This window comes from Bradyrhizobium sp. CCBAU 65884 (assembly GCF_028128835.1).
Lineage (GTDB): Bacteria > Pseudomonadota > Alphaproteobacteria > Rhizobiales > Xanthobacteraceae > Bradyrhizobium > Bradyrhizobium ottawaense.
On record NZ_LBJU01000126.1, the window covers coordinates 79,096 to 101,836 of the forward strand.

At 65.8% G+C, this 22,741-nt stretch carries 22 protein-coding genes; 16 read left to right on the forward strand and 6 right to left on the reverse strand.

Features of this window, described 5'->3' with window-relative positions; genetic code table 11:
- Window positions 1-49: 49 nt before the first annotated feature.
- On the reverse strand, window positions 50-1,027 hold the full coding sequence (locus XI03_RS27465) for a DUF2336 domain-containing protein (RefSeq protein WP_271593860.1): 978 nt from the start codon (window positions 1,025-1,027) through the stop codon (window positions 50-52).
- A gap of 253 nt (window positions 1,028-1,280) precedes the next feature.
- Between XI03_RS27465 and XI03_RS27470 the strand changes: the two genes are divergently transcribed.
- Window positions 1,281-1,469, forward strand: coding sequence for a hypothetical protein (locus XI03_RS27470; RefSeq protein WP_018315770.1), 189 nt, complete (start codon window positions 1,281-1,283; stop codon window positions 1,467-1,469).
- A gap of 15 nt (window positions 1,470-1,484) precedes the next feature.
- Window positions 1,485-2,246, forward strand: coding sequence for a hypothetical protein (locus XI03_RS27475; RefSeq protein ID WP_271593861.1), 762 nt, complete (start codon window positions 1,485-1,487; stop codon window positions 2,244-2,246).
- Between the two features lie 44 nt (window positions 2,247-2,290).
- On the opposite strand, the gene XI03_RS27480 is transcribed toward XI03_RS27475, so the two are convergent.
- Complete coding sequence (locus XI03_RS27480) at window positions 2,291-3,208, reverse strand: LysR substrate-binding domain-containing protein (RefSeq protein ID WP_271593955.1); 918 nt, start codon at window positions 3,206-3,208, stop codon at window positions 2,291-2,293.
- Window positions 3,209-3,341: 133 nt separating this feature from the next.
- On the opposite strand from XI03_RS27480, the gene XI03_RS27485 reads away from it, so the two are divergent.
- The 5 genes from XI03_RS27485 (at window position 3,342) to XI03_RS27505 (ending at window position 9,045) form a co-directional block, all read left to right on the forward strand.
- Window positions 3,342-4,103 carry an SDR family NAD(P)-dependent oxidoreductase gene (locus XI03_RS27485; RefSeq protein WP_028142958.1) on the forward strand — a complete coding sequence of 254 codons (762 nt, stop codon included), beginning with the start codon at window positions 3,342-3,344 and terminating at the stop codon, window positions 4,101-4,103.
- 17 nt (window positions 4,104-4,120) lie between these two features.
- Window positions 4,121-4,966, forward strand: a complete 846-nt coding sequence (locus XI03_RS27490; RefSeq protein WP_271593862.1) for a transketolase — start codon at window positions 4,121-4,123, stop codon at window positions 4,964-4,966.
- Complete coding sequence (locus XI03_RS27495) at window positions 4,963-5,970, forward strand: transketolase family protein (RefSeq protein ID WP_271593863.1); 1,008 nt, start codon at window positions 4,963-4,965, stop codon at window positions 5,968-5,970. The genes XI03_RS27490 and XI03_RS27495 overlap by 4 nt, the downstream gene beginning before the upstream one ends.
- A gap of 160 nt (window positions 5,971-6,130) precedes the next feature.
- Window positions 6,131-7,156 (forward strand): TRAP transporter substrate-binding protein, encoded by a 1,026-nt coding sequence (locus tag XI03_RS27500; protein ID WP_028142961.1) that lies wholly within the window; start codon window positions 6,131-6,133, stop codon window positions 7,154-7,156.
- Window positions 7,153-9,045 (forward strand): TRAP transporter large permease, encoded by a 1,893-nt coding sequence (locus XI03_RS27505; RefSeq protein ID WP_271593864.1) that lies wholly within the window; start codon window positions 7,153-7,155, stop codon window positions 9,043-9,045. Before XI03_RS27500 ends, XI03_RS27505 begins: the two co-directional genes overlap by 4 nt.
- Before the next feature lie 18 nt (window positions 9,046-9,063).
- Here XI03_RS27505 and XI03_RS27510 read toward each other — a convergent pair whose 3' ends face one another.
- The 3 genes from XI03_RS27510 to XI03_RS27520 all read right to left on the reverse strand — a co-directional run bounded on the left by XI03_RS27510 (window position 9,064) and on the right by XI03_RS27520 (window position 11,310).
- Window positions 9,064-9,645 carry an amino acid synthesis family protein gene (locus XI03_RS27510; protein WP_038947838.1) on the reverse strand — a complete coding sequence of 194 codons (582 nt, stop codon included), beginning with the start codon at window positions 9,643-9,645 and terminating at the stop codon, window positions 9,064-9,066.
- A gap of 7 nt (window positions 9,646-9,652) precedes the next feature.
- Window positions 9,653-10,516 carry a fumarylacetoacetate hydrolase family protein gene (locus tag XI03_RS27515; RefSeq protein WP_095426452.1) on the reverse strand — a complete coding sequence of 288 codons (864 nt, stop codon included), beginning with the start codon at window positions 10,514-10,516 and terminating at the stop codon, window positions 9,653-9,655.
- A 92-nt stretch (window positions 10,517-10,608) separates the two neighbouring features.
- Window positions 10,609-11,310 (reverse strand): GntR family transcriptional regulator, encoded by a 702-nt coding sequence (locus XI03_RS27520; protein ID WP_028142965.1) that lies wholly within the window; start codon window positions 11,308-11,310, stop codon window positions 10,609-10,611.
- 112 nt (window positions 11,311-11,422) lie between these two features.
- Between XI03_RS27520 and XI03_RS27525 the strand changes: the two genes are divergently transcribed.
- The 7 genes from XI03_RS27525 (at window position 11,423) to XI03_RS27555 (ending at window position 20,051) form a co-directional block, all read left to right on the forward strand.
- Window positions 11,423-12,415, forward strand: a complete 993-nt coding sequence (locus XI03_RS27525) for a zinc-dependent alcohol dehydrogenase family protein (protein ID WP_038947841.1) — start codon at window positions 11,423-11,425, stop codon at window positions 12,413-12,415.
- Window positions 12,416-12,431: 16 nt separating this feature from the next.
- Window positions 12,432-13,334, forward strand: a complete 903-nt coding sequence (locus tag XI03_RS27530) for a VOC family protein (RefSeq protein WP_271593865.1) — start codon at window positions 12,432-12,434, stop codon at window positions 13,332-13,334.
- A 67-nt stretch (window positions 13,335-13,401) separates the two neighbouring features.
- Window positions 13,402-14,376 carry a tripartite tricarboxylate transporter substrate binding protein gene (locus XI03_RS27535; protein ID WP_271593866.1) on the forward strand — a complete coding sequence of 325 codons (975 nt, stop codon included), beginning with the start codon at window positions 13,402-13,404 and terminating at the stop codon, window positions 14,374-14,376.
- Window positions 14,377-14,508: 132 nt separating this feature from the next.
- Window positions 14,509-14,874, forward strand: a complete 366-nt coding sequence (locus XI03_RS27540) for a hypothetical protein (protein ID WP_028142969.1) — start codon at window positions 14,509-14,511, stop codon at window positions 14,872-14,874.
- 101 nt (window positions 14,875-14,975) lie between these two features.
- The gene (locus XI03_RS27545; RefSeq protein WP_038947844.1) at window positions 14,976-15,368 is read left to right on the forward strand and encodes a FixH family protein; all 393 of its coding nucleotides are present in this window, start codon (window positions 14,976-14,978) and stop codon (window positions 15,366-15,368) included.
- Window positions 15,369-15,447: 79 nt separating this feature from the next.
- A complete protein-coding gene (locus XI03_RS27550) occupies window positions 15,448-16,866 on the forward strand; it encodes an efflux RND transporter periplasmic adaptor subunit (protein WP_271593867.1) in 1,419 nt (472 codons plus the stop codon).
- The gene (locus tag XI03_RS27555; RefSeq protein ID WP_271593868.1) at window positions 16,863-20,051 is read left to right on the forward strand and encodes an efflux RND transporter permease subunit; all 3,189 of its coding nucleotides are present in this window, start codon (window positions 16,863-16,865) and stop codon (window positions 20,049-20,051) included. The genes XI03_RS27550 and XI03_RS27555 overlap by 4 nt, the downstream gene beginning before the upstream one ends.
- 23 nt (window positions 20,052-20,074) lie before the next feature.
- Here the strand turns inward: XI03_RS27555 and XI03_RS27560 are convergent, their stop codons facing one another.
- Entirely contained in the window at window positions 20,075-21,151 is a 1,077-nt protein-coding gene (locus XI03_RS27560; RefSeq protein WP_095426457.1) for a Cj0069 family protein, read from the reverse strand.
- 415 nt (window positions 21,152-21,566) lie between these two features.
- On the opposite strand from XI03_RS27560, the gene XI03_RS27565 reads away from it, so the two are divergent.
- Together XI03_RS27565 and XI03_RS27570 are read left to right on the forward strand one after the other, a co-directional pair.
- A complete protein-coding gene (locus XI03_RS27565; protein ID WP_038971518.1) occupies window positions 21,567-21,800 on the forward strand; it encodes a hypothetical protein in 234 nt (77 codons plus the stop codon).
- A gap of 38 nt (window positions 21,801-21,838) precedes the next feature.
- On the forward strand, window positions 21,839-22,726 hold the full coding sequence (locus XI03_RS27570; RefSeq protein ID WP_271593869.1) for a DUF1259 domain-containing protein: 888 nt from the start codon (window positions 21,839-21,841) through the stop codon (window positions 22,724-22,726).
- The last annotated feature ends 15 nt before the right edge of the window (window positions 22,727-22,741 follow it).

Consider the following 22,741-nt stretch of genomic DNA (forward strand, 5'->3'; position numbering starts at 1 on the left):
TCGCAATGACGAGCTTGGACGACGCGGGATCTCCCTCAACGCGAGTCGTTCAACGCTCCGACGACCCGTCGGTGCCGGTGCGGCGCGGTGGCATTGCGCCGGGCTGCACGCCCGGCCGGGTCTGGCTTGCGCCCGCGCGGGCGCGCTGGCGTTCGCCGTCGTGCAGTGACGACTGGTACTTTGCGCGGGTGACGGCGAGCGTCGAGCCGCGCCAGGCTGCCAGCATCACCAGCGCCGAGCGGTCGTTGAGACGATCGTAGAGCCGAGATAGCCGATAGACCTCGTTCACGGACGTGCCGATCTCCGGCTTGAAGAACAGCAGGATGCGCTGGAAGTTGGGGCTCGGCATGTCGAGCGCGCGCGCGGCGACCGCGAGCGCCTCGCCGCCGGCATCGTCGACGATCTGGGCCGCGACGCGGGAGGGCAGGATCAGGCTGTCGCCGAGCTCGAGGGTGAAATTCTCGACGTCGCCCGCGATCGCCGCCATCTCCAGGATCTGAATCGCGCGCTTGGCGCGCACGGTCGGAATGCGGGGCGCGGCCTTCAGCGGGGTCTGCGCCAGGTTGTGCAGGATCAGCGCGCGCTCGGAGGCGCCGGCGCGGAAGAACATGTCGTGGATCTCGGCGGCGTCCTTCGGCTGCATCGCCATGTTCGCGGCCATGCGCAGCTCGGCGTCGGTCGGCGTGCGGGCCGGCGAGGGGGCTTGTGCGGGCGTGGGGATTTCACGCGCCAGTGGAACCCTGCGGCCTTCATGTGCGGCAACCAGCCCGAGCTTCTGGAGAACCGGGACGGGCGTCGACGGATAGATCGCGAGCTTGGCCTTGATGGCCGCGCGGGTCGCATCGTCGACCTGGTCGATCAGCCGCGTTGCAAGCTCGGTGAACTGGCGCTGCTCGTCGTCACTGTGGATGCGGGTCTGCACATAGAGGTCGGTCAGCACGCGCAGCAGCGTCGGCCGAACATCGACGCCTTCGCGACGGGAGAGCGACATCAGCCCGTCGAATCCGGGAAACAGCGACTTGGTCATGGAGAGATACGCGACCTGGAAGAGATACTGCCCGCCAGCCTATCGCAGGCTCCTTTAAAGGCTCGTTAAGGAAAACGAGGCGTGAAGCCGAACGCTCGATTTGGAGCGATCTCGTGCCGCAACGGGACGTCGCGGGCGGCCCGTGCGGTTACGGTCCGACCGCGACGTTTACACCCCGTTAACCATGAACTGATCTTAATGAATGCATGTTGCATGAGCGCGCTCGGTCGCGCGGCAATTGAAGAGAGCTGACATGGGGACCATCATTGAATTTCCGGCCGGTCGCCGGGTGGGCTCGTCGGGGGATGTCGCTCCGCGCGCGGACATGGGAACGATCCTGATCCTTCCCGTCATCCGTATCGAGCGCGAGGCAGACGAAACCAGCGGCGATCACGGGCCGGAGCAGGGCACAGCGCCGGGGCGCCGTCGTCGCCGTCGCTGATTCCGGGCTTTTGCAATGCCGGACACCATCCGCCAGATCCGGTCTGTCCGATCGGCCGTGCTGCTCACGATGCTTGGCGCTGCGCTCGGTGCCTGTAGCGGCGGCGATTTCGGCCGCACCCGCGCCGACATGCGCAGCGACGACATGCATCGCTGGCTCGGCGAGGAGGTCACCTCCAGCGTCGGTCTGAAACCCTCGCAATTCCAGCTCACCGACGAGGAGCGCCAGCTGCGCGACCTCGCCTATCCCATGATCGAGCCGCCGCTGTCGCGCCCCGCCTGGAAGAGCGTGTTCGGCGACTACAAGGCGATGCCGTCACCCTGGCGGCAGAAGATCGTGTTCGACCGCACCATGTACGGCCGCACGCTGATCGACGAGCCGCACCGCTCGCATTCCTCGCGCTATGCGCAGCTGATCGAGGACGTCCGCAACGACATCACCCGCTTCGAGCCGTTCTTCGCATCCGCGATCCGCGTCATCGACCTCGACAGGAAGCGCAACGCCAGCATGGCGCGCGTCTCCGCGCTCTCGCCGAGAGAGAGGGACGACGCGGTCGCGCGGATGCAGGAGAACTCGCTGATCGTGCAGTGGGTGCAGCAATGTCTGGAGCAGCGCATCTCGTCCTATCGCTGGGCACTGGAGCGCCTGGTGATCCAGGCCCCCGACGGCATGGCCGCCGATGCCGACCGCCTGATCGGCGAGCTCGCCGCCCAGACCGCCAATCCGCCGGTCCAGGCACAACCGCCCTATGGGCGCGCGGTCATCTCGAAGGGCTGAGCAGAAAAGACGCTTCGGCGGCACGTATTGAGCGGTCGGAGCCGTCAGCCCATCGACTTGACTCTCGATCGGCTTGAAGCCGCGCCGGCGACAGCTACCTCCCGCGTGATCCACTCGGCGAAGACGCGGATCGGTCGCCGCTGCTGGCTCGCGCGCGGGAACACCAGATGGTGGCCGATATAGCGGATGTCGACGGAGCGTCCGGCGAGGGGGGCAACCAGCCGCCTTGTGGCGATCTCGCGTTCGGCAAGCCGGGTTGACTCCAGCGTCACGCCGAGGCCGCTCGACGCCATCGCGATCGCCAGGAAGCTGCGATCGAAGCGCATGCCATGAATGGCAGGCGCCTCGAGCCCGTTGGCGGTGAACCATTGGTGCCACTGCACCTGCTTCACTTCCGAGCGGATCAGCACCTGATCGAGCAGGTCCTTCGGCTTGCGGATTTTCTTCGCGAGCTCGGGCGTGCAGAGCGGCGTCACGGTCTCTTCGCCGAGCGGAATGACCTCGACTCCCTCGGCTCTCGGCTGCCCGTAGACGATGTCGATGTCGAAATCGTCGTTGCTGAACCGGGCATATTCCGTGCTGGCGGCGAGCCGGACCTCGAGCTGGGGCTCTGCGGCCATGAAGCGGGCAAGGCGCGGGGCGAGCCACTGCGCGGCAAAGCTCGGCGCGCAGTGCACTCTCAGCAATTGCGGGCCGCGGCCCGCGACCTCTTCGATCCCGCGGCGCAGATTGTCGAAGGCGGCGCCGGCATGACGCATCAGGTTCTCGCCCGCCGGCGTCAGACGGACGGCGCGGGCGCTCCGCTCGAACAATATCGTGCCCATCGCGCTTTCGAGCTTGCGGATGGCGTGGCTCACCGCGCTCGGCGTCAAATGAAGTTCGTTCGCCGCATCCCGGAACGAGCCGGTGCGTGCGGCCGCCTCGAACGCGCGGATGGACGATATCGGAATACTGGACAGCAGCATCCGACGAGTGAACCAAATTCACCTATGCAAGACAACAGCGCGTTTGTCGGAAACGAGGCAGGGGCATAATCAACGGGTCAAGAACAGTGGCGCCGTCGGTGCCGGCAACAGCCATTCAGGGAGGATCACAATGCTGCTACGCGGCAAGACAGCCATCATCACCGGAGCGGCCTCGCCGCGGGGCATCGGCCTTGCAACGGCCCGCCGCTTTGCGGCCGAAGGCGCCCGGGTCGCCATTCTCGACATCGACGGTTCAGCCGCGGAAGCCGCCGCGCGCGGACTCGAATCCGGCACTGGCGAGCCGCATCTTGGCCTCGCCTTGGACGTCACCGACAAGCAGGCCTGCATCAAGACCGTTGAGGCGGTCATCGCGAAATTCGGCCAGATCGACATCCTCATCAACAATGCGGGCGTGACGCAGCCGGTGAAGCTTCTCGACATCACCCCTGAAGATTGGGACCGCATCCAGGGCGTCAATCTGAAGGGCATCCTGTTCCTGTCGCAGGCGGTGATCCCGCATATGCGCAAGCGCAGGAGCGGGTCGATCGCGTGCATGTCGTCGGTCTCCGCCCAGCGCGGCGGCGGCATCTTCGGCGGACCGCATTACTCGGCAGCCAAGGCCGGCGTGCTCGGCCTCGCCAAGGCGATGGCCCGCGAATTCGGGCCCGACGGTATCCGCGTCAACTGCGTGACGCCGGGCCTGATCGGCACCGATATCACCGCGGGCAAGCTCACCGACGAGATGCGGACGAAGATCCTCGAGGGCATACCGCTCGGCCGCCTCGGCGAGGCCGCCGACGTCGCGGGCATCTACACCTTCCTCGCCTCGGACCTGTCGGCCTACGTCACCGGTGCGGTCATCGACGTGAACGGCGGCATGCTGATCCACTGAGCGAGGAGGGCAGACACATGACGACACCGACGCTCGCAAACGCACCGACGCTGGCACAGCGCGCCCGCAATATCCGCCGCAACGCCTTGCTGATGGGCGAGGTTCAGGGCCAGGGCTATATCGCCCAGGCGCTCGATATCGCCGACGTGCTGGCGGTGGCCTATTTCCACGCGATGCGCTTTCGCGCTGAAGATCCGGTCTGGGAAGGCCGCGACCGCTTTCTGCTGTCGAACGGACACTATGCGATCGCACTTTATGCGGCGCTGATCGAGGCCGGGATCATTCCGGAAGCGGAACTCGCGACCTATGGCTTCGACGAGAGCCGTCTGCCGATGTCGGGCATGGCCTCCTACACCCCGGGCATGGAGATGTCCGGCGGCTCGCTCGGCCTTGGCCTTGGCATTGCCGTCGGCATGGCGCTCGGGCTGAAGCGCAAGAAATCGGCGGCGCGAATCTTCACCCTGTTCTCGGACGGCGAGCTCGACGAGGGCTCGAAATGGGAAGCCATCATGTCGGCGGCCCATCACAAGCTCGACAACATCATCGCAGTCGTCGACGTCAACAATCAGCAGGCCGACGGTCCCTCCAAGCAGATGCTCGGCTTCGAGCCATTGGTCGACAAGCTCGAAGCCTTCGGCTGGTTCGTGCAGCGCGTCGATGGCAACGATCTCGACGCAGTGGTGGGGGCTTTCGATGCCGCGACGGCGCATGCCGAGCCGAAGCCTCGCATGATCGTCGCCGACACGTTGATGGGCAAGGGCGTTCCCTTCCTGGAGCAGCGTGAGAAGAACCATTTCATTCGCGTCGAGCCGCATGAATGGCAGCTCGCGCTGTCTGCACTGAACGCGGGAGACCAGCCATGAAGTCCGCCGGAACCCCCTCGGCAAAGCCGCGCCTGACCACGTCGGCCATGATCGCCTCGATCGCGGCGGAGGGCCAGCGCACCAAGCCCGCCCCCTTCGGCCACGCGCTCGTCGAGCTCGCCCGCAGCCGCGAGGACGCGGTCGGCATGACCGCCGATCTCGGCAAATACACCGACCTGCACATCTTCGCGCAGGCCTTTCCCGATCGTTACTACCAGATGGGCATGGCGGAGCAGCTGCTGTTCGCCGCAGCCTCGGGGCTCGCCGCCGAAGGCTTCATGCCGTTCGCGACGACCTACGCGGTGTTCGCCTCGCGCCGGGCTTACGACTTCATCCACCAGACCATTGCGGAAGAAGACCGCAACGTGAAGATCGCCTGCGCGCTGCCCGGCCTGACCTCGGGCTATGGACCCAGCCACCAGGCGGCCGAGGATCTCGCCCTGTTCCGCGCGATGCCGAACATGACGGTGATCGATCCCTGCGATGCGCACGAGATCGAGCAGGTCGTGCCGGCGATCGCCGCGCATCGCGGACCGGTCTATATGCGCCTGCTGCGCGGACAGGTGCCGCTGGTGCTCGACGAGTACAATTACCGGTTCGAGCTCGGCAAGGCTGCGTTGCTTCGTGACGGTGGCGACGTCCTGATCATCTCCTCGGGCATCATGACCATGCGCGCGCTGGAGGCGGCCCAGGCCTTGTCGGATGACCGCATTGATGCGGCTGTCCTGCACGTTCCGACCATCAAGCCGCTCGACACCGAAGCGATCCTGCGCGAAGCGGGCAAGCCCGGCCGCCTCGTCGTCGTCGCCGAGAATCACACCGTGATCGGCGGGCTCGGCGAGGCCGTGGCGACGCTGCTGATGCGCGCGGGCGTTCATCCCGCGTTCCGGCAGATCGGACTTCCCGACGAGTTTCTCGCCGCCGGCGCGCTGCCGACGCTGCACGACCGCTACGGCATCTCGACCGCGGAAGTGAAGCGGCAGATCAAGGAGTGGCTGCGCTAGCAGCCCGTCTTCCCGATCCACGACGGACATGCTTCGTCGCGCCGCTGCGAAGAACGACGGCTGCTGTCCAATGCCGGCGCATCGAGAGCCGGCCAGCAGCAACACGGGCGGTGAAGAGCCGCCTTTAGATCAACCAATCCATGCTCGACAGGAGGAAACGATGACCTTGCGCAAGCCGATAACTCTCAGCCGCCGCAAGTTGCTCATGGCCGGCGCCGCCGTGCCGCTATGTGCCATTCTCACCCGCCCGGCCTCGGCCGCGGAATTCACCTACAAGCTTGCGACGGGGCAGGATCCGACGCACCCCGTCAACATCCGCGCCAAGGAAGCTGCCGACCGCATTCGCGAGGCGACGAGCGGACGGCTCGAGATTAATCTGTTCCCGGCGAACCAGCTCGGATCGGATACCGACCTGTTGACGCAGGTCCGCAACGGCGGCGTCGAGTTCTTCAACCTGTCCTCGCTGATCCTCGCGACGCTGGTGCCGGCCGCAGGCATCGTCAACCTCGGCTTTCTCTTCACGAACTATGACGCGGTCTGGAAGGCGATGGATGGCGAGCTCGGCGCCTATATCCGCGCGCAGATCGCGCGGACGCCGATCATGGCGGTGTCGAGCCCCTGGGATAACGGCTTCCGCCACGTCACGTCGTCCGGCCGCGAGATCAGGACGCCGGACGATCTCAAGAACTTCAAGCTGCGCGTGCCGGCCGCTCCCAATCTGACGTCGTTGTTCCAGGCGCTCGGGGCAGGCCCCGCGCCGATCAATTTCAACGAGGTTTACTCCGCGCTCCAGACCAAGGTGGTCGACGGTCAGGAAAATCCGCTGCCGATCATCGCGACGGCCCGGCTGTACGAGGTGCAGAAGACCTGTTCCCTGACCGGGCATGTCTGGGACAATTACTGGATCCTCGGCAACAAGCGCGCCTTCGAAAAGCTGCCGAAGGATGTGCAGCAGATCGTCACACGCGAGCTGGATCGCTCGGCCAAGGACGAGCGTGCGGACGTCGCCAAGCTCAGCGAGTCCTTGCGCGCCGACCTGACCGCCAAGGGCATGCAGTTCATCGACGTCGACCGCGGCGCATTCCGCCAGGCCCTGGCGAAGACCAGCTTTTACGCCGACTGGAGGGCCAAGTTCGGCGATGAGGCCTGGACTCAGCTCGAGAAAGCGGCGGGCAAGCTGTCATGACCGCGATCAACCATATGCCTGGGATCGATCAGGGCGCCGCGGGTGCGGCGCCTCAATCCCGTGTGCACCGCTGGGCCGTCGCGGCCAACAAGGTGCTTGGTCATGTGGTTGCGATCCCGGCGGCGCTCCTGGTGCTCGCCGAGATCGTCGTTTTGTCGGCCGGCATCGTCGGACGATATGTCTTTCACGCTCCGATCATCTGGGCGGATGAGCTTGCCGGCATCCTGTTCCTGTGGCTCGCCATGCTGGGATCGGTGATCGCGTTCCAGCGCGGTGAGCACATGCGGATGACGGCCATCATCGGCATGCTCCGTCCCGACGCACGTGCCTTCCTGGACGTCGTTGCCGCCGCGGCATCGCTGGCATTCCTGCTGCTGGTGGTCCACCCTGCCTACGAGTTCGCGGCCGACGAGGTGTTCGTCACGACCCCGGCGCTCGAAATCGTCAACAGCTGGCGGGCTGCCGCGTTACCCGTTGGCATCGGATTGATGCTGGTCGCGGCGGTCCTGCGGCTCGCCCGCATCTCGAGCCTGCGCAGCCTGCTCGCGGCTGGGGCGCTCGTCGCCGGCATCATCGCCGCGCTCGTCCTCATCGCGCCGGTATTGAAACCGCTCGGCAATCTCAACCTGCTGATCTTCTTCGTGGTCATCGTCGGCGCCATGGTGCTGGCGGCGGTGCCGATCGCCTTTGCCTTCGGTCTTGCCACCGTCGGATATCTGGCGCTGACGACGAACACGCCCGATGTGGTCATCATTGGTCGCATGGACGAAGGCATGAGCCATCTGATCCTGCTGGCCGTGCCGCTCTTCGTGTTCCTCGGCCTGCTGATTGAGATGACCGGCATGGCGCGGGCCATGGTCGGCTTTCTCGCCAGCCTGCTCGGCCACGTGCGCGGCGGCCTGCATTATGTGCTGGTCGGCGCAATGTACCTGGTGTCGGGCATCTCCGGCTCGAAGGCGGCGGACATGGCCGCCGTGGCGCCGGTGCTGTTTCCGGAGATGACCAAGCGCGGCGCCAGGCCCGGTGATCTCGTGGCGCTGCTCGCGGCGACCGGGGCCCAGACCGAGACCATTCCGCCGTCGCTCGTCTTGATCACCATCGGCTCGGTGACGGGCGTATCGATCGCGGCGTTGTTCACCGGGGGGCTGCTGCCCGGCATCGTGCTCGCCATCGGTCTCTGCGCCGTGGTCTGGTGGCGATACCGGGGCGAGGACCTGTCGCATGTGAAGCGGGCCACGGGGAGGGAGATCGGCCGCGCCTTCGTCATTGCCATCCCGGCAATGGCGCTGCCCTTCGTCATCCGCGCCGCGGTGGTCGAGGGCGTCGCCACCGCGACCGAAGTTTCGACCATCGGCATCGTCTACTCGGTGCTCACCGGGCTCCTGATTTATCGTCAGTTCTCCTGGCGCCGCCTCTACCCAATGCTGGTGGAGACCGCGTCATTGTCCGGCGCGATCCTGCTGATCATCGGCGCTGCGACAGGGATGGCGTGGGCTCTGACGCAATCGGGCTTCTCGGCCTCGCTTGCAAAGTTCATGACAGCTCTGCCGGGCGGAACGCCTGTCTTTCTCGGCGTGACGATCCTCGCCTTCGTCATTCTGGGCAGCGTGCTGGAAGGCATCCCCGCCATCGTCCTGTTCGGGCCGCTATTGTTTCCGATCGCCCGCCAGGTCGGCGTGCACGAAGTGCACTACGCGATGGTCGTCGTGCTCGCGATGGGCATCGGCCTGTTCGCCCCGCCATTCGGCGTCGGCTATTACGCGGCCTGCGCCATCAGCCGCATCAGTCCCGACGAGGGTATCAAGCCGATCGTGGGCTATATCGTGGCCCTGCTGATCGGCACGCTGATCGTCGCGGCGATCCCGTGGATCTCGACCGGCTTCCTGTGACGCGGAGCCGGGCGGCGCTCACCGCTGCCCGTCATGCACGGAGATCTCCGACGCCTCGAGGCCGCCGATGCGGGCATGCGGGCGGCCGCCGGTTGCCATCACCAGGCCGAAGGCGATCTCGTCGCGCCGCGGCGCGTCCCACAGCGTCATCTCCGCGGTGCCGAAATGGCTGCGGACATAGGCGGCGTGGATGTGGCCGAGCGGCACCATCAGGCGCGTGCCCGGACCGCCGATGGTCTTCGCCGCCGGCACGATTGCTTTGGGTTGACCCAGCACCTCGCGCATGCCGTGACCGCCCGCTTCATGCCAGACGGCGCCATGCTCGAGCTCGCCGTCTTCGCCGACGATGATGCCCTTGCCATAGGCTTCGATCCGCGGCGCACCGCCGAGCTGTGCGATCAGCGCGCCAGCGAGCTCGCGACCGAGCTCACGCAAGGCCGCCTGGAACGGCATCAGATCGGGCTCATAGCGGCCGGCGAAGGGATTGCGGATCACCGCGACGGCGGTTCCGACCAGCAGCGGCTTCTCCAGCCGTGGGCCGCGCTCATGCCAGATGGTCTCGACGCTGAGCGCGGTCTTGCGAATATCGTAGGACGACATACTGAAGCTAGGCCTCGTCCACGACGGGATTGCTGAGCACGCCGATGTTCTCGATCTCGACCTCGACCACATCGCCCGGCTTGAGGAAGATCGGCGGCTTGCGGGTGAAGCCGACGCCGGCCGGCGTGCCGGTGGCGATGACGTCGCCGGGGACGAGATCGAAGATCGTCGAGCAATATTCGATCAGCCGCGGGATCGAGAAGATCAGCATCGAGGTGTCGGAGGACTGCACGGTCGCGCCGTTGACGCGCGTCTCCAGCTTGAGTTTCGTGGGATCGCCGATCTCGTCCGGCGTGACCAGCCACGGTCCGAACGGGCCGGTGCCGACGAAGTTCTTGCCGGAGGCGATCTGCTGGGCGTGGCGCTGCCAGTCGCGCACGCTGACGTCGTTGTAGATCGAATAGCCCGCGACATGATTCCATGCATCAGTCTGGCTGATATGACGGCCGCCCTTGCCGATGACGACGGCGAGCTCGCCCTCCCAATCGAAATTGTCCGAGACCTTCGGCCGGATCACCGGCGCGTTGTGAGCAACCTGGGAACGCCAGACCCGCAGGAAGATCGGCGGAAATTCCGTGATCTCGCGCTTCATGCCGAACGCCACGGCTTCGTTGTGGTGGTCGAGATAATTGCGCACGGCGCAGACGATCTTCTCGGGCCGCGGGATCACCGGCAGGTATTTGACGTCGCTCAGCGCCAACGTGGGCTTGTGCCCGGCGACGATCGCCTCGCGCTTGGCGTAGTCATCGCTGCCGAGAAAGTCCGCGAGCGTGGGGTACTGGGGCAGGGCGCGGCCCAGATCCACCACGCGGTTTTCGACAACGGCGCCCCAGCTTTCCCGATTTCCATCCAAGAACGACAGCAGCTTCATGATTTCGCCCTAACGGTTTTGATTTTCGATCTGATGTATTATTTTCGAAAATTAGGCCGGGCGCAAGCCCGCCGCGTGAAAATGCAGGTCGCCTATTCGGCGTCGAGCAGATGGCCGGCGTATTTGGCGACGTTGTCGGAGGTCGAGCGGATATGGGTCTCGATCAACTGCACGGCGAGATCCGCGTTGCGCGAGATGGCGGCCTGCATGATCGCCTGGTGCTCGCCGGCCTTGTCGCGCGGGCGCGGCCTGAAATTGGCGGAGAGATGCCGGTAGCGTTCGGCACGGTCGAACAGCTCGGCGCGAATGGCGAGCAGCGTCGCCGAGCCGCAGGCGGAGACCAGGGCCTGGTGGAACTGGCGATGCGCGATCTTCCACTCGGGATCGCGCAGGGGATGCTCGGGATCGCGCTGCTCGATCCGCTTCAATCGGTGCAGTGTGGAGATCACGGCGATTTCCCAATCGTCATCGCCCCGCTCGATCGAGCGGCGGATCAATTCCACCTCGATCAGCACCCTTGCATCGGTGACCTCCACCAGATCCTGGCGGCTGACCGGCGCCACGCGAAAGCCGCGCTGCTCCTGGGCATCGACCAGGCCTTCGGCGGCGAGCGCGGTCAGCGCCTCGCGCAGCGTGGTAAAACTGGCGCCGAAGCGTTCGCGCAGCACGTCGAAGCGCAGCGGCTCGCCGGGCGGAAGGGCGCAGGCAATGATCTCCTCGCGCAGCCGATGCGTGATGTCGGCGGCGATGGTCTTGCCGAATTCCTTGCGGGGGCGGACGGCGCTCTCGGGCATGGGACCTGTCGCTGAATCGATGCCTCAACATGCCGCGCTAACGACCATCTTGCAATAATTTTCGTAAACGGTATGATTTTCGAAAATATGGTCGCAGGGAGCGCGTGAAGTCATGAGGGCGGTGCTGGTGCGTCAGCCGGGTGGGCCGGATGCACTCGAATTGGTCGAGCTTCCGGTGCCTCTGCCCGGAGCCGGCCATGTTCAAATCCGGGCCGAGGCGTTCGGGGTCGGTCAACCCGACGTGCTGATCCGGCGCGGCGTCTACAAATGGATGCCGCCGCTGCCGGCCAATCCCGGCAACGACGTCGCGGGGCGCATTTCCGCGCTCGGGTCCGGCGTCGAGGGCTTTGCCATCGGCCAGAAGGTGCTGCTGAGCGCGCGCGATCTGTCCCAGCGCGGCGGCTGCTATGCCGACGTCGTGGTCGCGCCCGCGGATGCCGTTCACGCGCTGCCGGACAATGTCGATCTGCAAGCGGCCGTGTGCTTGTCGAACTACCAGGTCGCTTACGCACTGCTGCACGAGTGCCGCCATCCGCGCGCGCCCGCAAGCGCGCTGGTGATTGGAGCTGCCGGCGGCGTCGGCACGGCGCTGGTGCAGCTGGCCAAGCTTGCCGGGATGACCGTCATCGGCACGGTCTCGACTGAAGAGAAGGCCGCGTTCGCCAGGGCGAACGGCGCCGATCACGTCATCTTCTACCGGAGCGAGGATGTCGTGGCGCGCACCCGCGAGCTGACGGATGGCGAGGGCGTCGGCCTCGTGCTCGATCACGTCTGCGGGCCCGAGTTCACCTCTTATCTCGGCGCGCTCGGCAAATGGGGCACGCTACTGTCCTACAACGCCTTCGCCGGTTTGCCGGAAGAAAATCTGATGGCGGCGATGCGCGATCATCTCGACATCTGTCCGGCGATCCGCTGCTTCTCCTTCCACATCTACGACCACGATCGTGACGGACGCCGTGCCCTGATGCGCAGCGTGATCGAGGCCTTGAGCCGCAATGCGATCAAGCCGGCGATCTCGGCGGTACTGAGGCTCGACGAAGTCAGCAAGGCGCATACGTTGCTGGAGCAGGGCTCCGCGCTCGGCAAGATCATCATGATTCCATGAGGGGATGGACCGCACGATGACACAAGCACCCATTGCACGCTTCACCCGGCTGCGACACGCGACCTTCACCTCGCCCGATCCGGAGCGGCTGCTCGACTATTATCGCGGCGTGATCGGACTTGGCCTCGTTGCCCGCGACGGAGACCGCATTTTCCTCGCCAGCGATTCCGAGCAGCTCTCGCTCGTGATCGAGCCCGGCGATGCCGCACTGAGCAGCATCGCCTTTGAGATCTCCCCGGAGGTCCAGATCGAGGCGCTGGGCGCCGCGCTGAAGCAGGCGGACTTACGGCCCGAGCTTCGGAGCGATCCCCTGCCTGGTGTGTCCCGGCTGCTGTCGTTCACGGATCCAGAGGGCACGCGCTTCGAGCTGATCCAGAGCTGGACGCCCACGCCCGCGCAGGAGCGGATCGGTGGCCTCGCTGTCGCCAAGCTCGGCCATGTCGCCCTTCGCACGCCCGATCCCAAGGCCGCTTCGGAGTTTTACGAGAGCGTGATGGGCCTGCGGGTCTCCGACTGGATTGAGGACCGCTTCGTCTTCATGCGCAGCGGCTTCGAGCATCACACGTTGAATTTTGCGCTCGCGCCTGGCCGCGGTCTGCATCATTTTGCGTTCGAGCTGCGGGGCCCCGACCACATGCATCGGGCCTGCGACCATCTCGCGCGTCACAAGCTCCCGGTGCTTTGGGGACCGGTGCGTCACGGCCCCGGGCACAACACGGCGATCTATCACCGCAATCCCGATGGGCATCTGGTCGAGTTGTTTCATGACCTCGACCGGATGGTGGACGAGGAGCTCGGCTATTTCGAGCCGCGTCCCTGGCATCGCGATCGCCCGCAGCGGCCCAAAGTCTGGGTCGAGCTGCCGCGTGACGTCTGGGGTATGCCGCCGTCGCCTGAATGCACGGAGTTCGCGCGTTAGCGCGATCATGACTTGAAGACGCCGCACGCGTTGCGGCCAACGACATAACAATTGAGGGAGAGCATCCATGCGAGGGATGAAGCGGCTTGCTGCGGCCATTTTTCTGTTCGGTGGTTGTCTGGTGACCCCGGCATGGGCGGACAATTATCCGTCGCGTCCGATCCGCCTGCTGCATGGCTTTGCCGCCGGCGGCGCCGCCGACACGCTGTCGCGAATCATCGCCGACGGGCTGTCGAAGAAGCTCGGGCAGCCGATCATCGTCGAGGCCAAGCCGGGCGCCGGCGGCAACATCGCGGCGGATGCGGTCGCCAAGGCGGCGCCCGACGGTTATACGCTCGGCCTCGTCACCGGCGCGCACGCGATTTCCGCGGCGACCTACAAGAGTCTCGCCTATCAGCCGGCCGAAAGCTTCGAGATGATTTCGACGCTGGTCTACTACGCGCTCGTCATCGCCGTGCGCAGCGACTATCCCGCAAAATCGCTGGGTGAGCTCATCGCCATGGCCAAGGCCAAGCCGGGTTCACTCAGCTTCGGATCGGTCGGCTTCGGCAGCACGCATCATCTTGCGGGAGAATTGCTCAACGCCACAGCCGGCATCGAGATCGTGCACGTGCCGTATCGCGGCGATTCGCAGTCCACCACCGCGCTGCTCGGTGGCGACGTTCCCGTCATCGTCGGCACGCCCGTGCTGCTGGCCCCGCAGATCCAGAGCGGCGCGATCCGTGGCCTGGCGGTGACCTCGCCGACGCGCACTGCGTTGCTGCCCGATGTCCCGACCGTGCAGGAAGCCGGCATCAAGGGCTACGACGTGCGCACCTGGGCTGGCCTGCTGGCGCCCAAGGGAACGCCGTCCGCCATGATCGCCGCGCTCCATGCCGCGACGCTGGACGCACTCGGGGATCCCGAGCTCAGGCAGCGTCTGGAGACCGCCGTCGGCGGCGAGGTCCGCGGCAGCTCGCCGGAGGAGATGAAGAAGCTGATCGAGACCGAGATCGCCAAATGGACCGGCGTGGTCGAGCGCGCGAAGATCCCGAAGATCTGACCCGGGCCGGCGGCAGGGTCGGTACCGGCCGGCCCCTGGTCACGAATGCTTGATCCGGATCAACAAGCGCCACCGGCACTGGGATATGCTACGAGAGTTACGCTGCGACCTTGATAAGGTAACTCGATAAAGATGCGCCTCGTCCGTACCATCCTGGCATTCGCAATCGCCATATCCCTGGCGATGCTGCCCGTTGGCGCGTCCGCATCCGGGCTTGCCATGTCGTCGGACGATATGCCGGCGACCATGCAGATGGGCAGCGACGCCGGGATGGCGATGGACGATTGCTGCCCCGACATGAAGGGGACGCCCTCCCAGACTATCGGCTACAAATGCGGGATGGGTTTCTGCTGCGTCGGCGGCACCATCGCGCTCGATGCCATCAGGCCCGTCGTCTTCGGGCATTTCGCCGTAGCGGTGAGCACGATCGCCATCCCCGAGGATCAGGTCGTCTCCGTCCGCGGCAGCAGTCCTCCCTTCCGACCTCCTCGAATCTGATCTCGCAACAGCCGAACGCGCGCAGCACGTTTGCGCGCGACGACAACTGACGTGCGCGCTTCATGCGCCACGGCGAAAGATCAGATCATGAGGACAGGACAATGCTTTCCAAATTCAGCACCGCGGCGCTCGCCGCCACCCTTTCGCTTGCCGCCTCCGCCGCGATGGCGGGCCCCAGTGACTACGCCTTCGAGCCCGTCACTGCGCAAATGAAGAAGGGCGACGACGTCACGCTCTCGATTCGCCTTACCAACAAGCAAACCGGCAAGCCGGTGGCGGACGCCGTCATCTTCAAGACCCGCGTCGACATGGCCCCGGACGGGATGGCCGAGATGGAATCGGCGGTCGCGCCGCTTCCGTCGCAGGAGCCGGGCGTCTACGCCTTCCGGACGGACCTGCCGATGGCCGGCCGCTATCAGGTGACGCTGTCGGCGAAAGTGCAGGGCGAGCCCGAGACCGTCACCGGCAAGGTGATCGTCACGGCGACCAAGTGAGCGTGCGGACGCTGCTTGCGGCGTCCGAACTTTCTCCTTCCCCTCACATGGACGCGTGCCAAGCGCGCGAAGACACACCATGAAGACGCTGCGTCTCCTGACACTTCTCGCGCTGGCCGGTGGCCTGGCCGTGGGCGCATACTGGTCCTCGCACGGACGCTGGTCCGCTCATGCCGAGGCGACCCCGGCTGCAGCTCAAGCGGACCGAACTCCGCTCTACTATCGTGACCCCAACGGCGCGCCACTCTGGTCCGCTAGTCCGAAGCAGGACGACCGTGGCCGGGATTATCTGCCGGTCTATGAGGACGGTCAGGCGACTGCGACGGCACCAAAGCCACCGCAGGCGACTTCCTCGCGAAAAATCCTGTACTACCGCAACCCCATGGGCCTGCCCGACACCTCGCCGGTGCCGAAGAAGGACCCGATGGGGATGAACTACGTCCCCGTCTACGAAGGCGACGAGGCCGACGACGGCACGGTCAAGCTCTCGCCGGGCAAGATCCAGCGCACCGGCGTGAAGTCCGAGCCGGTCGAACGACGGACGATCCGCGTCACGGTCAAGGCCCCCGGCACGATCCAGCTCGACGAGCGCCGCGTCTCTGTCATCGCGATGCGCGCCGAAAGCTTCGTGCAGAAGGTCGCCGACGTCACCACTGGCACGCGTGTGAAGGCGGGCCAGCCGCTGATGGAGATCTACAGTTCGGCGGTTGCGTCCGCCGCGGCGGAATATCTTGCGACGATCACCTCCAAGACGGTGGGCGGCGTCGAGATGTATGGCCGCGGCTCGCGGCAACGGCTGGTCAATCTCGACGTGCCCGAGCAGGTCATCGCCGAGATGGAGAAGACGCGCCTCGCGCCCGTCACCATCCATTGGTCGGCGCCGCGCGACGGCATCGTGCTCGAGCGCAGCGCGATCGAAGGCATGCGCGCCAATCCCGGCGACGTGCTGTTCCGGATTGCGGACACCTCGGTCGTCTGGGCCCTCGTCGATATCGCCGAACGCGATCTCGGTCATATCGCGGTGGGGCAGTCCGTGGCGGTGCGCGCGCGGAGCTTTGCCGGCCGCATCTTCAGCGGCAAGATCGCAATCGTCTATCCGCAGGTGAACCGCGACACGAGGACGGTTCGCGTCCGGATCGAGCTTGCCAATCCCGATGCGGCGCTGCTGCCGGACATGTATGTCGATGCCGAGATCGACACGGCCGATAGCGCGCCCGTGCTGGCGATACCGGATAGCGCGGTGCTCGACACCGGCACGCGCCAGGCCGTCCTCGTCGACAAGGGGGAAGGGCGCTTCGAGCCGCGCGAGGTGAAGCTCGGCCGGCGTGGCGGCGGCTACATCGAGGTGCGGGACGGGCTTGCCGACGGCGAGGAAGTGGTCACATCCGCCACCTTCCTGATCGATGCGGAAAGCAATCTGAAGGCCGCGCTCAAGGGTTTTGCGGAAGGAGCGCCTCAGGCGTCCGATGCGGGCCATGCGGCGGGAGAGCGCAAATGATTGCCCGCATCATCGCCTGGTCGGCGCGCAATCTGCTGCTGGTGCTGTTCGGCACCGGCTTTGCGGCCGCCGCCGGTCTCTATGCGCTGATCCATCTGCCGCTGGATGCGATCCCTGATCTCTCCGACACCCAAGTCATCGTCTACACCGAGTATCCCGGCCAGGCGCCGCAGGTGATCGAGGACCAGGTCACCTATCCCTTGACGACGGCGATGCTGACCGTGCCGAAATCGAAAGTCGTGCGCGGCTTCTCCTTCTTCGGCGCCTCGTTCGTCTACGTGATCTTCGAGGACGGCACCGACATCTATTGGGCGCGCTCGCGCGTCCTGGAATTTTTGAACGGCGCGGCTTCGCGGCTTCCTGCCGGCGTCACCCCGACCATCGGTCCCGACGCCACCGGCGTCGGCTGGGTCTACCAGTATGCGGTCCTGTCGAAGGAATTGAACTTGGCGGACACCCGCACGATCCAGGACTGGAATCTGAAATTCGCGCTGGCCAAGGCCGAAGGCGTCGCCGAGGTCGCCAGCATCGGCGGCTTCGTCAAGCAGTACAACGTGGTGCTCGACCCGCAGCGGATGCGCGATCGCGGCATCAGCATGCAAAAAATTCGTGAGGCGATCCGCGCCAGCAACGCCGATGTCGGCGGGCGCACCGTCGAGCTCGCCGAGTTCGAATACGTCATCCGCGGCAAGGGCTATATCAAGAGCATCAACGATCTCGGCAACATCGTGCTGAAGACCTCCGGCGGAACGCCGGTGCTGCTCCGCGACGTCGCCAATGTCGAGCTCGGACCGGACGAGCGCAGGGGCATCACCGAGCTGAACGGCGAGGGCGAAGTCGCCAGCGGCATCGTGCTGCAGCGCTTCGGCGTCAACGCGCTCGACGTAATCGAGAACGTCAAGAAGCGCTTCAAGGAGATCGCGAGCAGCCTGCCGACATCGGTCGAGATCGTCCCGGTCTACGATCGCTCGAACCTGATCTACGCAGCCATCGACACGCTCAAGCACACGCTGTTCGAGGAGAGCATCGTCGTCGCGCTGGTCTGCATCGTGTTCCTGCTCCACGTCCGCAGCGCGCTGGTCGCAATCCTGATGCTGCCGGTCGGCGTGCTGATGGCGTTCGGCGCCATGAAGCTGCTCGGTCTCGGCTCCAACATCATGAGTCTTGGCGGCATCGCGATTGCGATCGGCGCCATGGTCGATGCCGCGATCGTCATGATCGAGAATGCCCACAAGCACCTCGAACGCGCCGAGCCCAGCCAATCGCGCGTGCAGATCCTGATCGATGCCGCCTCCGAAGTGGGGCCTGCGCTGTTCTTCAGCCTGCTGATCATCACCGTGTCGTTCATGCCGATCTTCACGCTGGAATCGCAGGAGGGGCGGCTGTTCAGCCCGCTGGCGTTCACCAAGACCTTCTCGATGGCCGCCGCTGCCCTCTTGTCCGTCACGCTGGTGCCGGCGCTGATGGTGATCTTCGTCCGCGGCCGGATCGTCCCGGAGAGCCGGAATGTCATCAATCGTTTCCTGATCTGGATCTACCGGCCCGTGATCAAGGGCGTGCTTCGCGCCAGGACGCTGGTGATCCTGGCCTGCCTCGCAATCCTCGCCGTCACGACATGGCCGGCGCGGCAGCTCGGCACCGAGTTCATGCCGGCGCTGAACGAGGGCACGTTGCTCTACATGCCGACGACGCTGCCCGGCATCTCCGTGACCAAGGCGGCCGAGCTGATGCAGACGCAGGATCGCATCATCAAGTCGTTCCCCGAGGTCGCCTCCGTCTACGGCAAGGCGGGACGGGCGGCGACCGCGACCGATCCGGCACCGACCGAAATGTTCGAGACGGTGGTCAATCTGAAGCCGAAAGAGCAGTGGCGTCCCGGTGTCACCCTCGACAGCCTGATCGCGGAGATGGACAAGGCGCTGCAGTTCCCCGGCGTCTCGAACGCCTGGACCATGCCGATCAAGGCCCGCATCGACATGTTGTCGACGGGCATCCGCACGCCTGTCGGCGTCAAGGTCATGGGCACCGACCTCGTCGAGATCGACCGGCTGGCGCGGCAGGTCGAGCGGGTGATCAAGACTGTCCCGGGCACGTCGTCGGCCTACGCCGAGCGCGGTATCGGCGGCTACTATCTCGAGATCGTCCCGGACCGCGAGGCGCTCGCGCGCTACGGCATTTTGATCCAGGACGTTCAGGACACCATCGCGGCCGCGCTCGGCGGCCAGACGGTCACGACGACCGTGGAAGGCCGCCAGCGCTTCACGGTGAACATGCGCTATCCGCGTGACCTGCGCGACAATCCCAAGGCGATCGCGAGCGATATCCTGGTGCCGATGCCGGCGGGCGGCGCCGTGCCGCTCGGCGAGGTCGCCAAGGTCGAGCCCGCGCGGGGGCCGACCTCGATCCGGACCGAGAACGGCCAGCTGGCGACCTACATCTATGTCGACATCCGCGATCGCGACATCGGCAGCTACGTCGCGGACGCGCAACGCGCGGTGACGGAGAGCATCCAGTTTCCCGCCGGCACCTATGTCGTCTGGAGCGGCCAGTACGAATATCTCCAGCGCGCGGCGGCGCGCCTCAAGATCGTCGTGCCCGTCACGCTCACGATCATCTTCCTGCTGCTCTACCTGAACTTCAGGGCGCTGACCGAGACGCTGATCGTGATGCTGTCGCTGCCTTTCGCGCTGGTCGGCGGCATCTGGATGATGTGGTGGTTTGGCTTCAACCTGTCCGTCGCGGTCGCCGTCGGCTTCATCGCGCTCGCCGGCGTTGCTGCCGAGACCGGGGTCGTGATGCTGATCTACCTCGATCACGCGCTGGCCGAGATGAAGGCGAGGCGCGACGCCGAGGGCGGGGTCTTCACCCGGCGCGATCTCCATGACGCCATCATGGTGGGCGCGGTCGAGCGCGTCCGGCCCAAGATGATGACGGTGGTCGCCATCATGGCGGGCCTGCTGCCGATCATGTGGAGCACCGGCGCGGGGTCCGAAATCATGCAGCGCATCGCGCTGCCGATGATCGGCGGGATGATCTCGTCGACATTGCTGACGCTGATCGTGATCCCGGCGATCTTCGGGCTGGTGAAGGGGCGGGGGCTGCCTGATGGCGAGCAACCGGCGCTCGCCGACCAGCCTGCCGTTGAAACGGAGAACGGCATGCGCGCTCCGCAAGCCGCCGAATAGGATCGCGAGACGTCATCCGGCTCTCAGCCGGACCGTGCCTCCCGGCTCCGCAGCAGGCGGTGCGTCACCGTTCGTGCGATCGCCGCCGGCGCTTCCTCGGGGATCGCAAAGCAGGAGCTCGCGTTGATCTCGCACAGCACGTAGGTGTCGGCGCCCGCCGCATCCGGCGGCCCGCACAGGAAATCCGCATCCCAGATCACCGGCAGTGACAATTCATCGATACCGAGCGTTTCCATCATCTGCGGCGTCCATTCGTCCTCCATCGACCTTCGCAGCGCCTGGAACGGCGGAGCATCAGGCCCGTGCATGATGCGCGGCCCCGGTTGCGCCTCGGGCGCGTCGGGGCCTTCCGGCGGCGGCGGGATCAGGGCCTTGATCAATTGGTGCCCAAAGCCCGCGACCCTCGCGCCGCTCATGTAGCAGCGGATCATTCCGTCGGGCAGGCGTGGTTGAAACGCCTGGTCGATGATGCAGCCGCCCCATCCGAAATACGGCGCGCAGCGCGCCACCAGCTCGTCGAACCTGATGTCCTCGGGCCGGCTCCCGCGCTGGGCATGGAGTACACGAACCGTCTCGTTCGTGTGCGGAAGCGCTTCGACCTTCCAGACGCCCTGGCCGCCATTGCCGCGATTTTGCTTGAGCACGCGGGGGCCGTCCGCCCGAAGGCGCGAGGGAAATTCGGCGCGGAACGCCGCGGCGGTGTCATAGCGATGCGTGTCGGCGCCCCAGCCGAGGTGACGCGTGCGGTAAAGCACCTCCTTGACGCCCATCTTCAGGATCACGTCGGGATGGGCGCTCACCCACGGTCCCTGCGCCGCGACGTCGCGCAGCAGGGGATCGAGCTCGGCGCGCGTCTTGCCCTGGTGGATCGGATCGACCCAGACCAGCACGCCGTCGGCCGCGAGCAATTGGTCGCGGACTGCACCTGCGAAGCTTTCGTCGTAGATCACGGGGTGCGCGTCGATGCCGAGGGCGGCGAGGGCCTCGAAGACGCGGACGAAGCGGCTGTTTTGCGCCGTCGTGTCGCGGCACGCGGCGGCATCGCCGCGTGAGAGGATGGCCAGTGTTTGGCGGGGGGAAGGGTGTCGTTCGGTGTCCATGCGCAAGCTCCACGAATGGCGTGCTGCGCAGAGCTTGGACCGGGGTCTCACGGGGAGTCTGCTTCGTCCCCACGTGACGAACCCTAATGAGATCGTCCGGTCGTTTCAAGATGCCGGTTGGTGCGGTTCCGTTCCGAGTGAACTCTTCGTGACGCGCCTCGGCCATGCGCGTGTTGACAGCTGGGCCACCCGGGTTTCTATTCGACGTGACGGGGATTTGCGATCTCCCCGCGAGGCGACATGCCCAAGCATCGCGTCCTGATCACCAAGGGCGCAGCATGTCATCGTTTCCCAATCTCATCAGACGAATCGTAATTTTCCATTCGTGCGCAGCGGCGGCGCCGAAGCGCGTTGGCGTGGTCCCGTCGCGCCGCGCCGAAAACGACCCTGGGGCAGGAGGCGCCAGGAGAATGTCATGCGGACAAAGGTCATCTTTCACACCATCCTCTTTCTGGCGATCGCCAGCGGGCTGTCGAGCGCACGCGCTCTGACACAAGAGGAGGTCGTCGCCAAAATCCAGGCGGCCGGCTACACGCAGGTCAGCGACATCAAATCGACCGCCGAGGGCATGACCGCAAAAGCCGTGAAGAACGGCAAGGACGTGCGGCTCGTCGTCGACAGCGCCGGCCAGATCAAGGAGCAGAAGTGAGACGCTGACGGCTGAAATCCAGCTAGAGGAGCAGAGCAATGCGAAAGATCATCTCGGCGCTGATCGGCGTCAGTGCCTGCCTCATCGCGGGCGCTCATGCGCAGGATCCCGATTGGAATAAGGTTGACGAGACGCTGGGCCGCAAGCCCGCCGTTGCGGACGATGTCCACCGCTACGGCTTTCCCCGCACCGATCTCACCGTGACTCTGGACGGGGTGACGATCAAGCCGGCGCTGGCGCTCGGCGGCTGGCTCGCGTTCAAGCCCGCGCATGGCGGTGCCATGGTCATGGGCGATCTCGTGCTCCTCGAGACCGAGGTCAATCCCGTGATGGCGAAGATGATCGCGAGCGGTCTGGAGATCACCGCCGTGCACAATCATCTGCTGCGCGCGAGCCCGGCGACGTTTTACATGCACGTCGCCGGACACGGCGATCCCGTCAAGCTGGCCTCGGCGATCCACGATGCGCTGGCCGAAAGCAAGACTCCCTTGACGGTCGCGGCGCCGGCGGGCCCGCCGCCTGCCATCGACCTCGACACCGCCAAGCTCGATCAGGTCATCGGCGTCAAGGGGCAGGCCAACGGCGGCGTCTACCAGTTCAACGTCAAGCGGCGCGACCCGATCACGGAGGTCGGCATGCTGCTGACCCCCGTCGGTGCGATGGGCGTTGCGATCGCCATCAACTTCCAACCGACCGGAGGAGGCAAGGCCGCCATCACCGGCGATTTCGTCCTGACCAGCGACGAGGTGAACCCGGTCATCGTGGCGCTGCGCACGCACGGCATCGAGGTGACGGCGCTGCACAGCCACATGCTGGACGAGCAACCGCGGCTGTTCTTCATGCATTTCTGGGCCAACGACGACGCGGTCAAGCTGGCGAATGGCCTGCGTGCCGCGCTCGACAAGACGGCCAGCACGAAGAGCTGATGCGAAGCTGTGCCG